Here is a 13,402-nt window from a genome sequence, read left to right on the forward strand (position 1 = left end):
GTTTCCGCCCGACGTGAGCGTTCTCGTCGCCAGGGTCCCGAGCCTTCGATCACCGGCCTGCACACGGGCACCGTCGGCCACTACCGGATCTCGCCGTACGCTCCACGGGTGGCATGGGGACGGGTGCGGACCGGGCTGAGCCTGCTGACGGCGCTGGCCGCGGGCGCGGTCCTGCTGTTCGTGCCGCCGAGTGCCCAGCCGGACACCGGTCCGCTGGTGGCGGGACTCGTCTGGCCGGACGCGCAGCGGGGCAGCTTCACCGCCGACCTGCCCGACGGCAGCACCTTCACGCCGGCGTTGTTCCTCGACGCCAGGACCGCGATCGGGACGGCCCAGAGTCGCGACGGCTCGGGCCTGCGGCTGGTGCTGCGCAAGACCGAGGGAGCCGTACGGGTGTTGCGGCCCGCACCACCCGGCGACGACGCGTCGTTCCCGGCCGTCACCGCCTCGGGCGACGACGTGGTGTGGGCCGAGGGCCACGGTGACGGGCGCCCGCAACTGTGGAAGGTCAATCTCCGCGACGGCCGCCCGCCCCGGCTGATCACCGGCGACACCGGGGACGCCCGCTTCTACCAGTCCGAGTACGACCTGCTCGTCGCGGGCGGCCGGGTGCACTGGGTGGCCGCCGGCGACGACCAGTCGACCGAACTGCGCTCGGTGGCGCTGTCCGGTGGCCCGGTGCGGACGAGCACCCAGCCCGGCACGTGGCAGCAGTCGGTGTGGCCGTGGCTGGTCGACGGGGTGGCCTCGACCGCGGGCGCGACGGTGCTGCGAAACCCTTCGACCGGGCGTGACATGGCGGTGGCGGCGAACCAGCGCGCGGTCACCAACTGCACCCCGAGCTGGTGCCGGGTGGTGTCGCTGGACGACGACGGCATGCCGCGGATCGAGATGATGCGGCCGGACGGGGCTGCGCGTCTCATGGTCGCCGAAGGCGTGGTGCAGACGGCCGTGGCCGACGTCGCGGTCCTCGACCGGTTCGAGGTCTACGCCCAGGGCGGGGGCAACGCCGACCTGACCGGGAACTTCCAGCTGTTCGCGTACGACATCACCGGCCGCCGGGCGGTGCAGATCAGCCCGGACGCGGCCAACGTCGGTTACCGGGCCGGGGTGCTGTGGTGGTCGACCGGCAACCGGGAGCTGTTCCTGTGGCACAGCCTCGACCTCCGCACCGTCTGAGGTCAGCCCGGCTCGAAGCAGGCGTCGACCAGCTCCGGCGGCACCTCGGCCAGCGTCGGCGGTGACCAGCGGGGGCGGCGGTCCTTGTCGATGATCTGGGCCCGGATGCCCTCGGCGAAGTCGGGCCAGTGCAGCATCGCGGTGCCGATCCGGAGTTCCTGCTCGAGGGCGGCGGTCAGGCTGCCGAGCCCGGGTGCCGTGCGCACCGAACGCAGCGTGACCAGCAGCGCCGAGGGGGACTTGGTGGCGATCTCCTTGGCCGCGGCCTGGGCGCTCGCCGCCGGGTGGGCGGCCAGCCGCTCGATGATCCCGGCCACCGTCGGGGCCGAGTAGCACTCGTCGATCCACTCCCGGTCGCCGGCCAGGCTGCCCGGCGGCGGGACGGTGGCGAACGACTCCACCGCTTCGCTCGCCTCCCGGTGAGCGAGCGCGTGGACCAGGTCGGCGAGCCGGGAAGCGGGCACGAAGTGGTCGGCCAGCCCGGCCGTGATGCCGTCCGCCGCCCCGATCGCGCCACCGGTGAGGGCCAGGTGCGTGCCGAGGTGGCCGGGGGCGCGCCCGAGCAGCCAGGAACCGCCCACGTCGGGGTGGAAGCCGATGCCGACCTCGGGCATGGCGAGCCGGGACCGTTCGGTGACCAACCGCAGCGACGCGTGCCCGGAGACGCCGATGCCGCCGCCCATCACCAGGCCGTCCATCCAGGCCACGACCGGTTTGGGGTAGGCGGCGACGGCGGCGTTCAGCCGGTACTCGTCGGCCCAGAAGCCGAGCGATTCCGTACCGCCGGTGACGGCGTCGTGATGGATCGCGCGGATGTCGCCGCCCGCGCACAGCCCGCGCTCGCCGGCGCCGGTGATCAGCACGGTCCGGACCCGGTCGTCGGTGGCCCATTCGTCGAGCGTGCGGTGCAGGATCGTGACCATCTCGGCGGTGAGCGCGTTGATCACCCGCGGCCGGTTCAGGATCAGGTGGCCGAGATGGCCGTCGAGCTGGGCGATCACGGGATTCATAGAGTCAGCAGAGCCTTCCGTACGGCGGGATCGTCCGGCCCCAGACCGTACCGGTACTGATACACGGCCAGCACCTGATCACGGACCGAAGCCTCGTCCGACTCGAGACCGGTCGACGCCGCGAGCAGCCGCAACGGCTCGGGATGCCCACCCGGCTGCGGTGGCTCGTAGTCGGAAACGGGCAGCACCCGGGCGCCCAGCCGCTCGTAGAAGACGATCCGGCGGCGGCGCTCCGACTCCTCGGCGGCGTCGATGCCGGGCTCGTCCGGGTCCTCCACGTCGAGCAGCACCCGTGGGTGACCCGCCGCGGCCCAGTTCGCGCAGGCCAGCCGCCACATCGTGGAGCCGGCGCCGGCACCGCGCCGGAGAACGGCGAAGTAGCGCAGGAACACCCAGCCGGTCGGCCCGAGCGGGCGGGTCACGGCGAAGCCGGCCGGGCCGTCGTCGTCGATCAGCACCAGCACGTCGTCGGCCAGCAGGTCGTCGAACGGAGCCCGCAGCCCGGCCGGGAACCGGGCCAGATAGATGGCCTCGGTGGCCGCGAGCTGCCCGGCGCTGAGCGCGCCGGCCGGGATCAGTTCCATCGCCACACCCCGCCGATCATCGTGCGCAGCACCTCGATGCGGCCGATCGCCTCCGGCGCCACGTCGGCCGGGTCGTCGGAGAGCACGGCCAGGTCGGCCAGTTTGCCCACGCGCAGCGAGCCGGTGCGGTCCTCCTGGTGCGACGCGCAGGCCGAGCCGAGCGTGTACGCCCGCAGTGCCTCCCGTGCGGTGAGCTGCTCGTCCACCGCGAACGGGAATCCCGACGCGGTGACCCGCTCGACCATGGCCTGGATGCCGAGCAGGGGAGCGCCGATCGTCACCGGCCGGTCCGAGCTGCCCGGCAGCACCAGACCGGCGTCGAGCAGGGTCCGCAGCCGGTACGCGTCGGCGATCCGCCCCGGGCCGAGCGCGCGGCGCATGCCGTCGCCGATCTCGGGCACGAACCGGGCCTGCGGCACCGGCACCACGCCGAGCGCCGCGGCCCGGCTCACCTGGTCGGGACGGGCCACGCCGAAATGCTCGATGCGGTGCCGCACGTCTTTTCTCGGCGTCACCTCCTGCGCTTCGGAATACGCATCCAGAACCAGGTCGATGGCCGCGTCCCCGATGGCGTGGGCGGCGACCCGCCAGCCACCACGGTGCGCGGCCACGATCGTCGCGATCAGTTCGTCCCGGTCGCCCTGCAGGTAGCCGGCGTTGCCCGGGGTGTCGGCGAAGTCGTGGCACATCGCCGCCGTGTGCCCGATCAGCGACCCGTCGGTGAACACCTTGACCGGCCCGAGGCGCAGCCAGTCGTCGCCGAACCCGGTCCGGATGCCCAGATCGAGCCCCAGTGGCAGGCCGTCGTCGGCGTGCCCGGCCAGCGGGTGCAGCGCGTCGGCGGCCACCATCAGCTCGGTGCGTACGTGCAGGCGGCCCTGCTCGCGGGCGGTCTGGTAGGCGGCCAGCTCGACCGGGCTCTTGCCGATCCAGCCGCCGCCGATGCCGGCCTCGACCACGCTGGTGATGCCCTCGCGCAGGTAGTGCCGGCCGGCCCGGTCGATCGCGTCGGCCAGCTCGCGCACCGGGTAGGGCAGCACGAGCGGGTTGACCAGGTTCTGCGCCTGTTCCTGGAGCAGGCCGGTCGGGCGCCCGGCGGTGTCGGTGACCACCCGGCCGCCGCTGACGTCGTCGAGGGCGAGGCGGTCGAGCACCGGCGAACTGACCACGCACATGTGGCCGGAGACGTGCTTGAGCCACACGTCGCGGCCGGGGGCGACCCGGTCGAGGTCGTCGCGGGTGGGGTGGCGGCCGACCTTGTTCTCGTCGTAGCCGCTGCCGACCACCCAGCCGCTCGGGGTCGCTTCGGCCTGCCTTTTCACGGCAGCGAGCAGGTCGTCCATCGTGGACACGCGCAGGTCGGCCTCGGCCAGCGACAGCCCGAACCAGGCCATGTGGTTGTGCGCGTCGTGGAAACCGGGCACGACGACCGCGCCGCCGAGATCGATCACCTCGCGGGCGGGCACCTCCTCGAGGGCGACGATACGGTCGCCCAGGATGGCCAGCGCGCTCGCGTCGGGGCCGTCGACGGTGATGACGCGGCAGTTGGTGAGCAGCCGGTCGGCGATGATCATGTGGTCGCTCCGCTCAGCTCCGCGAAGATCGTGCGGTACCAGTCGCTCCACGGCGCCGGGCGGCCGGTGGCCGGGTCGACCTTGACGATGACCCGGTGGCCGCGGGCGTAGATCGTGCCGGTTCCGCAGGTGAATTCATAGGTGGCGCTGGTTCGGCCGATGCTGCGTCCGGTGAGCGTCACCGCGAGCAGGCCCGGCGTGTGCACGGGGGCAAGAAATTCACAATGCAGTTCCCGTACGACGTAGAGCAGGTCCTCGGCCCTGGCGTCAGCGGCGGCCGGGCCGTCGTACTGCTCGAACAGCGCGGTCTGGGCGCGCTCGACATGGACGGCGAAGCGCGCGTTGTGCAGGTGCCCGTTGGGGTCGAACTCGTCGAAGAAGACGGGGCTGTGATAAGTGAAAGTCAAGGCGCACTCCGGTCGAGCAGCTTCTTGGCCACCCGCTCGGACGGCGTCATCGGCAGTTCGTCGGCGAACCGCCAGTAGCGCGGCACCTTGAACGCGGCCAGCCGCTCGGAACACCACTCCCGCAGGTCGTCGGCCGTTGCGCTCCCCACCACGTACGCCAAGACCTCTTCGCCCCTGATCTCGTCGGGCACACCGACCACTGCGGCCAGGCGGACCCCCGGATGCTCCATGATCACCTGCTCGACCTCGACGGCGGCGATGTTCTCGCCGCTGCGGCGGATCATGTCCTTGAGCCGGCCGAGCAGATAGATCCGGCCCTGCTCGTCCATGCGGGCCAGATCGCCGGTCGGGAACCAGCCGTCGCGCCACGGCGGCGGATGGCCGAGGTAGCCGTCGAACATGCCCGGCCCCTTCAGCATCAACTCACCGTCGTCGCTGATCATCACGTCGCGGTGGGTCGCGGGGCGGCCGAGGCAGCCGGTGCCGACCAGTTCGTCGTGCTCGCGCGGGGTGACCCGGATGTCGGCGCCGGTCTCGGTCATGCCGAACGCCTCGTACCAGGGCACGCCCCAGCGCTCCTCGAGCTCGGCGTGCCGGGCCGGTGGGATGGCCGAGCACTGCACCACCCGTACGGAATGGTCGCGGTCCTTCTCGCCGGGCGGCATCGCCAGCAGCAGATTGGGCATGGCGCCCAGGCAGTAGAAATAGGTCACCCGGTGGCGGCGCACCTCGGCCCAGAACGTCGACGGGTGGAAACCGTCGAGCACCACCAGTTCGGCCCCGGAGATCAGGGCGGCCACCACGTTCCACTGCGGGTCGATGTAGCTGAACGGCTGCGCGGTCAGCATCACGTCGGTCGCCTCGAGGTGCGGGAACTCGAAGTGCAGGCTGCCGGCCAGCGTCAGCCAGTAGTTGTGCGACAGCAGGCAGCCCTTGGGGGAGCCGGTGGTGCCCGACGTGTACTGCACGTTGACGATGGCGTGCGGGTCGACCTCGCCCTGCTCGAAGCCGGGCTCGGGGGTCAGGCTTTCCAGCGGCACGATCTCGGGGAAAAGGGGCCGGAACTCCTCGGTGGTGATCACGGCGACCGCGCCCGAGTCGCTGACCACGTGGGCGGCGTCGGCGCTGCGGTACTTCACGTTGATCGGCACCAGGGCCGCGCCGAGGCGGGCCAGGGCCAGCCACAGCAGCGGGAACTCGGCCTGGTTGGGCAGCATCACGGCCACTCGGTCGCCCGCCTTGATGCCCCTTGATCGCAGCGCCTGAGCGTAGCCTTCGGTTCGCTCTTTCACCTGCGCGAAGGTCAGCGTCTGACCCGGATCGAAGCGCCAGGCGACCCGGTCGGGCCAGGTCGTGGCCGCCCTCTCGAGCAGTTCGACGAGGTCAGTCACGGGCGAACTCCGTACGGGGAAGCTCATTTTCCGACGTCAGGCTGGTCAGCAGCGCGTGGTCGACCTCGGCGGCCAGGGCCAGCTCGAGCGACGAGTCGAGGCCCAGCTCGAGCACCCGCTTGGCCAGCTGGAGCGCGACCGGGGGCCGGCTCAGCAGCTTCGCCGCCCACTCGGCGGCCATCTCTTCGTGCTCGCCGGACGGCGCGACCCGGCTGATCAGGCCGATCCGGGCCGCCTCGGCGGCGGGCACCCGCTCGCCGAACAGCAGCAGCTCGCGCGACTTGGCCAGCCCGACCAGATGGGGAAGCAGCCGGGACACCCCGCCGGTGACGCTGAGACCGACGCTCACCTCGGGGAAGCCGAACTGGGCGTCCTCGTCGGCCACCACCAGGTCGCAGGCGAGCGCGAACTCGCAGCCCGCGCCCAGCGCGTAGCCGTGCACGGCGGCGATCACGACGCCCGGATGCGAGCGGATCCGGCGGGTCACGTCCTGGATCTGCTCGAGCCGGGCCCGGGTCTGCGGCACGGTCTCGACCGCGGGCGGCTCCTTGAGGTCGTGGCCCGAGCAGAACGCCCGGCCCCGCCCGGCCAGCACGACGACCTGGGCGCCGTCGGCCCGGGCCCGGTCGAGCGCGGCCAGCAGGTCGTCGACCAGCGGCGGGACCACGGCGTTGAGCCGGGCCGGACGGTTCAGATGGATGCGGGCCAGGCCCTCGGCGAACTCGTAATCAACGACCACGACCTCACCATAGCCGCTCCCGATCGATCGGTCGATCGAGTGCCGTAAGATGCCCTCATGTCCCAGGAACCGGCCGGTCAGCGGGTCCGCGCGGCGGCGCTCGAGCTGTTCGCCGAGCGCGGCTTCCACGGCGTCGGCATCCGCGACCTGGCCCAGCGGGCCGGGCTGTCCACCTCCACGCTCTACCACTACATGGGCACCAAGGAAGACCTGCTCGCCGAGATCATGCGGGAGAGCATGGGCCTGCTGATCCGGGCCGGGGCCCGCGCGGGCGCCGACGGCACGCCGGCCGAGCGGATCAGCCGGCTGGTGCAGATCCACGTCCTCGCCCACGCGATCCGCCCGCTGCACACCCGGGTCGCCGACGACGAACTGCGTGCCCTCTCCCCGCCGCTGCGGGCCGAGATCACCGGCCTGCGCGACGAGTACGAGCAGTTCTGGCAGTCCGCCATCGACGACGGCGTGGCCTCGGGCGAGTTCCGGGTCAGCTCACCCGCGGTGGCCCGGCTGGCGCTGCTCGAGATGTGCAGCGGCGTCGCCCGGTGGTATCGGCCCGACGGTGCGCTGACACTGCAAGAGCTTTCCCTCCGGTACGCCGAGATGGCCGTCGGACTGCTGGGCCTGCGCACCACCCCACCGGCCGTCGCCGCCGACGTGCACCGCTTGTCGGCCGAGTTGTGGCCTTCACAGGTGGAAGCCCGCGAACAACAGGGCGGCGAGCGCTAGCGCCGACACGATGGTGACCGAGCCGGCCGCCCGCTCCACCTTGAACGCGAAGTAGCCGGTCAGTGCCACGGCGACGATGCCGATCAGGGCGTTCCGGGTGACGTTGACAATGGTCGCGATCTTCAACGCGTCCTCGCCGGGGGTCCCGCGCTCGGCGGCCAGGGCGTCGGTCTCGTTGAGCGGGGTTTCGTTCTTGTTGGCCGGGGTGTCGTCTCGTCCGGTCGTCGTCATTGGAGGATGCCCTTGGTGATGACGCGGGATGGGCCGACGACGGTGGCCGCCCAGTCCGCACTGATGCGCGGCCGGGATCCGGGTTCGCTCATGGTGGTTCTGCCTAGGGTCCAAAGTCTATTAAATCTATAGTTGAACAAGAATTAGGCGAGTGGCCGGGATGAATGAATAAGGCGGTCGTCCGGTGGATATAGCAAGAGGCGGTCGACCGCCCGGCCCGGCTGGGCACTAGGGTTATCGGATCAAGGGCGAGGAGGGCTGATGCGCGGCGATTTCCGTGACGAGCTCACTCGTGTCGACAGCTCTCTGGTGACCATGGCCCTGGCCGTCCGTGAGGCGATGCGCCAGGCCAGCGCCGCCCTGCTCGGGGCCGACGCCGCGCTGGCCCAGGTGGTGATCGTCCGGGACACCGAGATCGACGTGCTCCACCAGGTCGTCGAGGACCGCATCTACGAGATCGTCGGCGGCCGGGTCCCGGCGCCGGACGACTTCCGCATGATCATGACGACCCTGCGGGCGGCGGCCGACCTGCAACGGATGGGCGGCCTGTCCGCGCACATCGCCCGGTCGGTGCTGCGCCGGCATCCGACGCCCGCGGCCGCCCCCGAGCTGGCCGTGCTGTTCCGCTCGATGAGCCTGGTGGCCGACGACCTGAGCGAAAAGGTGGTGACCGCCCTGGCCGAGCAGGACGTGGCGGTCGCGGCCCGGCTCGACAGCGACGACGACGCCATGGACGAGCTGCACCGTCAGCTGTTCGCCGTCCTGGTCAGCCCGCAATGGCCGCTCGACGTCGAGGCGGCCGTCGACGGCGCGCTGCTGGGCCGCTTCTACGAGCGGTACGCCGACCACGCGGTCAACATCGGCCACCACGTCCTGTTCCTGGCCACCGGCGACCGTCCGTGATCCTGCCGACGGCCGGGAGGCGCTGCGCCGCGGCCGGTTGACCACTAGAGTCGACCGCAGGTGTGCCGGGAAGTCTGGTCGGCGATTCTTCCGCCGACCCCGAAAGTTGACGCATGCCCCACCTGTTCAGCCGCGGCACCTGGCCCGAGGCCCGCCGCATCGCCGACACCCTGCGCACCGAGACCATCGGTGGGCTGTTGTTGCTCGGCGCCGCCGTCGCCGCGCTCGTCCTGGCCAACTCGCCCTGGTCGGATTTCTACCAGGACCTGTCCGGGTTCACGTTCGGCCCGGCCGCCTGGCATCTCGACCTGAGCCTGTCCGCGTGGGCCGCCGACGGTCTGCTGGCCCTCTTCTTCTTCGTGGCCGGGCTCGAGCTCAAACGCGAGTTCGTCGCCGGTGACCTGCGGGATCCGCGTCGCGCGGCCCTGCCGGTGGCCGCCGCGGTGGGCGGCATGGCGGTGCCCGCCCTGCTCTACTTCGCGGTCAACGTCACCGCGACCGAGGGGGCACCCCGCGGCTGGGCCGTCCCGACGGCCACCGACATCGCGTTCGCGCTGGCCGTGCTGAGCGTGATCAGCACCAGCCTGCCGTCGGCGATGCGCACCTTCCTGCTGACCCTGGCCGTCGTCGACGACCTGCTCGCCATCACCATCATCGCGATCTTCTACACCAGTACGCTGCACCTGGTCCCGCTCGCCCTGGCCCTGCTGCCGCTGGCCGCGTTCGCTCTGCTCGTCCAGCGACAGGTGCGTTCCTGGTTGCTGTTGCTGCCGCTGGCCGCGCTCACCTGGGGGCTGGTGCACGCGTCCGGGGTGCACGCCACCGTGGCCGGGGTGCTGCTCGCGTTCATGGTCCCGGTGCGCACCGGGCTGGCCGAGCACTTCGAGTACCGCCTGCGGCCGCTGTCGGCCGGCTTCGCCGTGCCGGTCTTCGCGTTCTTCGCGGCCGGGGTGGCGGTCAGCGGGTCCGGTGGGTTCGGGGCCGCCCTGGCCGACCCGGTGCTGATCGGCATCGTGCTCGGTCTGGTCGTGGGCAAGGCGGCCGGCATCACCGGGGCGACCTGGCTGGTCCAGCGCTTCACCCGGGCCCGGATGGCCGAGGAGATCGGCTGGTGGGACGTGCTCGGCCTGGCCCTGCTGGGGGGCATCGGGTTCACCGTGTCGCTGCTGATCGGTGAGCTGGCGTTCGGCGCCGGCAGCAACCGCGACGAGCACGCCAAGCTGGGCATCCTGATCGGTTCGCTGATCGCCGCGCTGCTGGCCACGGTGCTGCTGCGCATCCGGGACCGTCACTACCGCCGCATCGCCGCCGAGGAGTCGGTGGACGCCGACGCCGACGGCATCCCCGACGTCTACCAGCGCGAGGCCTGAGCACCTGAGCGTGCCGGGGTAGTGCGCCGCATCATCGAGGGTCGGCAGGGCACGCCTGAGGGCACGGTGCACCCTTTCCGCTGCGCCTTAGACTCGCGCGCACAGAGATCGTGAGGGGCACCGATGCTGCATGTACGGGTGGTCGCGCCGGCGACGATCACCGAGGAAGCCGTGGCGGTGCTCCGCGACGACGAGGCGGTGACGCACCTGGTCGTCCAGCGCGGCGTGGCACTGTCGCCGCCCGGCGATCTGATCGAGTTCGACGTGGTCCGCGAGGGCGCTACCCACGTACTCGACACGTTGCGGGAGCTCGGTCTCTCCGACGAGGGCGGCATCGTGGTCGAACGCGTCGACACCACCCTGTCGGCGTCGGCCGACCGCGCCGAGAAGAAGGTCCCCGGGCTGGGTGTCGACGCCGTGGTGTGGCAGGAGATCGAGCATCAGACCGGCGAGGAGACCGAGCTGTCGGCGTCGTTCCTGGCCTTCATGACCATCGCGATGATCATCGCTGCCGTCGGAGTGCTTCTCGACCAGCCGATCCTCATCGTCGGATCCATGGTCGTCGGACCCGAGTTCGGCCCGCTGGCCGCCCTCTCGGTCGGCCTGGTCCAGCGCAAGGCGTACCTGATCCGCCGGTCGGTGGTGGCGCTCGCCGTCGGCTTCCCGGTCGGGATGGTTCTGACCGTGCTCGCGACCTGGGTACTCACCGGGGCCGACCTGATCAACCGGTCGATGCTGCTCGAGGAACGGCCGCTGACCGACTTCATCTGGCGGCCCGACGCCCTGTCCTGGGTCATCGGCTTCCTCGGCGGCGTGGCCGGCATCCTCTCGCTGACCTCGGCCAAGGCGGGCACACTGGTCGGCGTGCTGATCTCGGTGACCACCATCCCGGCCGCGGCCAACGCGGCGGTCGCCCTCGCCTACGGGGTCAGGCACGAGTTCCTGGGGTCGGCGCTGCAGCTCGTCATCAACCTCGCCGCGATCGTCGTGGCCGGGGTGCTGACGCTGATCGTCCAGCAGGCGGTGTGGCGTCTGACCCGCCGGCGCGTACAGCCGTCGCGGCCTTGATGCCCGCGTTGTCGTGGCGCCGCCGGATCGCCGGGTTCGCCGCCACCGGGGCCGGGTTGCCGCTGCTGACGGCGCTGCTCGCGTGGGGTCCGCCGCTGTCGCTGACCAACCACATCCTGCTGTTCCTGGTCGCCGTGGTCGGGGTCGCGCTGCTCGGCGGGCTGGGGCCGGCGCTGCTGGCCGCGGTGGGCGGCTCGTTGCTGCTCAACTACTTCTTCACCCCGCCGTACGGGCGGTTCGCCGTCGCCCAGAGTGAGAATCTGCTCGCCCTGGCCACCTTCGTGGTCGTCGCCATCGCGGTCAGCTGGGTCGTCGACACCGCGGCCCGCAGGACCCGGCAGGCCGCGGCCGCCGCGGCCGACGCGCAGACGCTGGCCACCATGGCCGGCAGCGTGCTGCGGGGCGGCCGGCCGCTGATGGCCCTGCTGGAGCAGCTGTGCGAGACCTTCACGCTGGAATCGGTGTCGCTGCTCGACCGGGGGACGGTGGTCGCGCACGTGGGGGAGCCGTCCACGACCGTGTGGGACACCGAGGTCGAGGTCGACGACAACGTGACGATGCGGTTGCGCGGCCGTCCGTTGGAGCCGTCCGACCGGCGGATCGTGGCGGCGTTCGGCGCGCAGGCGGCGATCGCGTTGCGGCACGAGGCGCTGAGCGCGGTGGCCGAGGCCGACAAGATGCGGACCGCGCTTCTGGCGGCGGTGAGCCACGATTTGCGTACGCCGTTGGCGTCGGCCAAGGCAGCGGTGGCCGGCCTGCGCAACGAGGAGATCGTCTTCGACCTCGAAGATCGCCGCGAACTGCTGGCCACCGCCGACGAGTCGCTGGACCGCCTGGTGCGGCTGGTGACCAACCTGCTCGACATGAGCCGGCTCCAGGCCGGCGCGCTCGGCGTCAACGCGGTCGACATCGGTGCCGAGGACATCGTCCCGAGCGCGCTGGACGACCTGGGCGCGGAGGGCCGGACGGTGGCGGTGGAGATCCCGGACGATCTGCCGCCGCTGCACGCCGACCCGGGACTGCTGCGGCAGGTGCTGGTCAACCTGGTCGCCAACGCGCTGCGGCACAGTCCGCCCGGCCGGCCGCCGACGGTCACGGCCAGTACATCCGAGCTGCGGGTCGTCGACCACGGGCCGGGCATTCCCGAGGACCGGTGGGACGACGTGTTCCTGCCCTTCCAGCGCCTCGGCGACCGCGACAACCACACCGGTGTCGGTCTCGGGCTGGCCCTCTCGCGCGGTCTGACCGAGGCCATGGGCGGCACTCTCACACCCGCACACACCCCGGGCGGGGGCCTCACGATGATCGTTACCCTGCCATCATGACTTCGTACGCCCGGAAACTCGCCGCCGGTCAGATCTGCACCATTTTCTCGTACGAGGTCAGCAGTGGCCTTTCCACCGAAGTCCACACGAGCGGCGACGTGCTGTTCGAGGCGCCCAATTGGACCCGCGACGGCGACCTGATCCTCAACGGCGACGGCCTGTTGTGGCGACTGCCCGCCTCCGCGCCGCCGCGGCCGATCCCGCTCGAGGGTGTCCCCTCGCTGAACAACGACCACGTCCTGGCGCCCGACGGCGAGACCATCTTCGTGTCGGCCGACGACGGGCACATCTATCGGGCCTCGCTGAGCGGCGGCCCGGCGCGGCGGGTGACGACCGCCGGGAACCGTCTGCACTTCCTGCACGGCGTGAGCCCGGACGGCACCACGCTGGCCTACGTCGGCATCGACGGGCAGGACTGGGGATCGGCCGCGCTGTGGACCATCGGCGCCGAGGACGAACGGCTCACCCGGCCCGGCGGGGTGGACGACGGGCCCGAGTACTCGCCGGACGGCTCGTGGATCTACTTCAACACCGAGACGTTCTCGCCGGGACACGCGCAGATCGCCCGCATCCGGCCCGACGGCAGCGGCCTCGAGCAGCTGACCTTCGACGAGCGGGTCAACTGGTTCCCGCACCTCGCCCCGGACGGCCGACACGCCGTCTATCTGAGCTTCCCGCCCGGCACCCAGGGCCACCCGGCCGACCTGCCGGTCGAGCTGCGCCTGGTCTCGGACGACAATTGGGGCGCGGCACGCACCGTCGTGACGCTGCCCGGTGGTCAGGGCACGATCAACGTCAACAGCTGGTCGCCGGACAGCACCCGGTTCGCCTACGTCACCTATCCGGTCGGCGCCTGAATGGTCGCCTTTCTCCCGCCGGCGCCCTCACCGTGACG

The 13,402-nt window shown here is 71.7% G+C and carries 13 protein-coding genes and 1 pseudogene; 7 read left to right on the plus strand and 7 right to left on the minus strand.

Annotated elements, in window-relative coordinates; genetic code table 11:
- Positions 1 to 108: 108 nt before the first annotated feature.
- The gene (locus KOI35_RS09085) at positions 109 to 1,179 is read left to right on the plus strand and encodes a hypothetical protein (protein WP_308120876.1); all 1,071 of its coding nucleotides are present in this window, start codon (positions 109 to 111) and stop codon (positions 1,177 to 1,179) included.
- A 2-nt stretch (positions 1,180 to 1,181) separates the two neighbouring features.
- On the opposite strand, the gene KOI35_RS09090 is transcribed toward KOI35_RS09085, so the two are convergent.
- From KOI35_RS09090 to KOI35_RS09115, 6 genes are read right to left on the minus strand one after another with little or no spacing between them, the layout of a single operon-like run.
- Positions 1,182 to 2,189, minus strand: a complete 1,008-nt coding sequence (locus tag KOI35_RS09090) for an enoyl-CoA hydratase/isomerase family protein (protein WP_215785643.1) — start codon at positions 2,187 to 2,189, stop codon at positions 1,182 to 1,184.
- A complete protein-coding gene (locus KOI35_RS09095; protein ID WP_215785644.1) occupies positions 2,186 to 2,773 on the minus strand; it encodes an N-acetyltransferase in 588 nt (195 codons plus the stop codon). Before KOI35_RS09095 ends, KOI35_RS09090 begins: the two co-directional genes overlap by 4 nt.
- Positions 2,764 to 4,347 (minus strand): amidohydrolase, encoded by a 1,584-nt coding sequence (locus tag KOI35_RS09100; RefSeq protein WP_246612856.1) that lies wholly within the window; start codon positions 4,345 to 4,347, stop codon positions 2,764 to 2,766. Before KOI35_RS09100 ends, KOI35_RS09095 begins: the two co-directional genes overlap by 10 nt.
- Positions 4,344 to 4,754, minus strand: coding sequence for an acyl-CoA thioesterase (locus KOI35_RS09105; RefSeq protein ID WP_215785645.1), 411 nt, complete (start codon positions 4,752 to 4,754; stop codon positions 4,344 to 4,346). Before KOI35_RS09105 ends, KOI35_RS09100 begins: the two co-directional genes overlap by 4 nt.
- The gene (locus tag KOI35_RS09110) at positions 4,751 to 6,145 is read right to left on the minus strand and encodes an AMP-binding protein (RefSeq protein ID WP_215785646.1); all 1,395 of its coding nucleotides are present in this window, start codon (positions 6,143 to 6,145) and stop codon (positions 4,751 to 4,753) included. Before KOI35_RS09110 ends, KOI35_RS09105 begins: the two co-directional genes overlap by 4 nt.
- Entirely contained in the window at positions 6,138 to 6,884 is a 747-nt protein-coding gene (locus KOI35_RS09115) for an enoyl-CoA hydratase/isomerase family protein (RefSeq protein ID WP_215785647.1), read from the minus strand. The genes KOI35_RS09110 and KOI35_RS09115 overlap by 8 nt, the downstream gene beginning before the upstream one ends.
- A gap of 57 nt (positions 6,885 to 6,941) precedes the next feature.
- On the opposite strand from KOI35_RS09115, the gene KOI35_RS09120 reads away from it, so the two are divergent.
- The gene (locus tag KOI35_RS09120) at positions 6,942 to 7,610 is read left to right on the plus strand and encodes a TetR/AcrR family transcriptional regulator (protein WP_215785648.1); all 669 of its coding nucleotides are present in this window, start codon (positions 6,942 to 6,944) and stop codon (positions 7,608 to 7,610) included.
- On the opposite strand, the gene KOI35_RS09125 is transcribed toward KOI35_RS09120, so the two are convergent.
- Positions 7,569 to 7,841: a hypothetical protein gene (locus KOI35_RS09125; protein ID WP_215785649.1), complete on the minus strand. Its 273-nt coding sequence runs from the start codon at positions 7,839 to 7,841 to the stop codon at positions 7,569 to 7,571. The genes KOI35_RS09120 and KOI35_RS09125 overlap by 42 nt on opposite strands.
- Positions 7,842 to 8,102: 261 nt before the next feature.
- Here KOI35_RS09125 and KOI35_RS09130 point away from each other — a divergent pair, with 261 nt between their 5' ends.
- The 5 genes and pseudogenes from KOI35_RS09130 (at position 8,103) to KOI35_RS09150 (ending at position 13,364) form a co-directional block, all read left to right on the plus strand.
- Positions 8,103 to 8,744 (plus strand): phosphate signaling complex PhoU family protein, encoded by a 642-nt coding sequence (locus KOI35_RS09130; RefSeq protein WP_215785650.1) that lies wholly within the window; start codon positions 8,103 to 8,105, stop codon positions 8,742 to 8,744.
- 113 nt (positions 8,745 to 8,857) lie between these two features.
- On the plus strand, positions 8,858 to 10,114 hold the full coding sequence (gene nhaA / locus KOI35_RS09135; protein WP_215785651.1) for a Na+/H+ antiporter NhaA: 1,257 nt from the start codon (positions 8,858 to 8,860) through the stop codon (positions 10,112 to 10,114).
- 123 nt (positions 10,115 to 10,237) lie between these two features.
- Positions 10,238 to 11,182 (plus strand): DUF389 domain-containing protein, encoded by a 945-nt coding sequence (locus KOI35_RS09140; RefSeq protein ID WP_215785652.1) that lies wholly within the window; start codon positions 10,238 to 10,240, stop codon positions 11,180 to 11,182.
- A 2-nt stretch (positions 11,183 to 11,184) separates the two neighbouring features.
- Positions 11,185 to 12,507, plus strand: a pseudogene (locus KOI35_RS09145) (sensor histidine kinase); the annotation flags it as partial.
- On the plus strand, positions 12,504 to 13,364 hold the full coding sequence (locus tag KOI35_RS09150) for a TolB family protein (RefSeq protein ID WP_215785653.1): 861 nt from the start codon (positions 12,504 to 12,506) through the stop codon (positions 13,362 to 13,364). The pseudogene KOI35_RS09145 and the gene KOI35_RS09150, both read left to right, overlap by 4 nt.
- Positions 13,365 to 13,402: the final 38 nt, after the last annotated feature.

The sequence above is a fragment of the Paractinoplanes bogorensis genome, assembly GCF_018829635.1.
Classification (GTDB): Bacteria; Actinomycetota; Actinomycetes; order Mycobacteriales; family Micromonosporaceae; genus Actinoplanes; species Actinoplanes bogorensis.

Coding starts and splice junctions, on each gene's coding strand:
- KOI35_RS09090 (WP_215785643.1), bottom strand. CDS start 2,189: ATGAATCCCGTGATCGCCCAGCTCGACGGCCATCTCGGCCACCTGATC.
- KOI35_RS09095 (WP_215785644.1), bottom strand. CDS start 2,773: ATGGAACTGATCCCGGCCGGCGCGCTCAGCGCCGGGCAGCTCGCGGCC.
- KOI35_RS09100 (WP_246612856.1), bottom strand. CDS start 4,347: ATGATCATCGCCGACCGGCTGCTCACCAACTGCCGCGTCATCACCGTC.
- KOI35_RS09120 (WP_215785648.1), top strand. CDS start 6,942: ATGTCCCAGGAACCGGCCGGTCAGCGGGTCCGCGCGGCGGCGCTCGAG.
- KOI35_RS09125 (WP_215785649.1), bottom strand. CDS start 7,841: ATGACGACGACCGGACGAGACGACACCCCGGCCAACAAGAACGAAACC.
- KOI35_RS09130 (WP_215785650.1), top strand. CDS start 8,103: ATGCGCGGCGATTTCCGTGACGAGCTCACTCGTGTCGACAGCTCTCTG.
- nhaA (WP_215785651.1), top strand. CDS start 8,858: ATGCCCCACCTGTTCAGCCGCGGCACCTGGCCCGAGGCCCGCCGCATC.
- KOI35_RS09140 (WP_215785652.1), top strand. CDS start 10,238: ATGCTGCATGTACGGGTGGTCGCGCCGGCGACGATCACCGAGGAAGCC.
- KOI35_RS09150 (WP_215785653.1), top strand. CDS start 12,504: ATGACTTCGTACGCCCGGAAACTCGCCGCCGGTCAGATCTGCACCATT.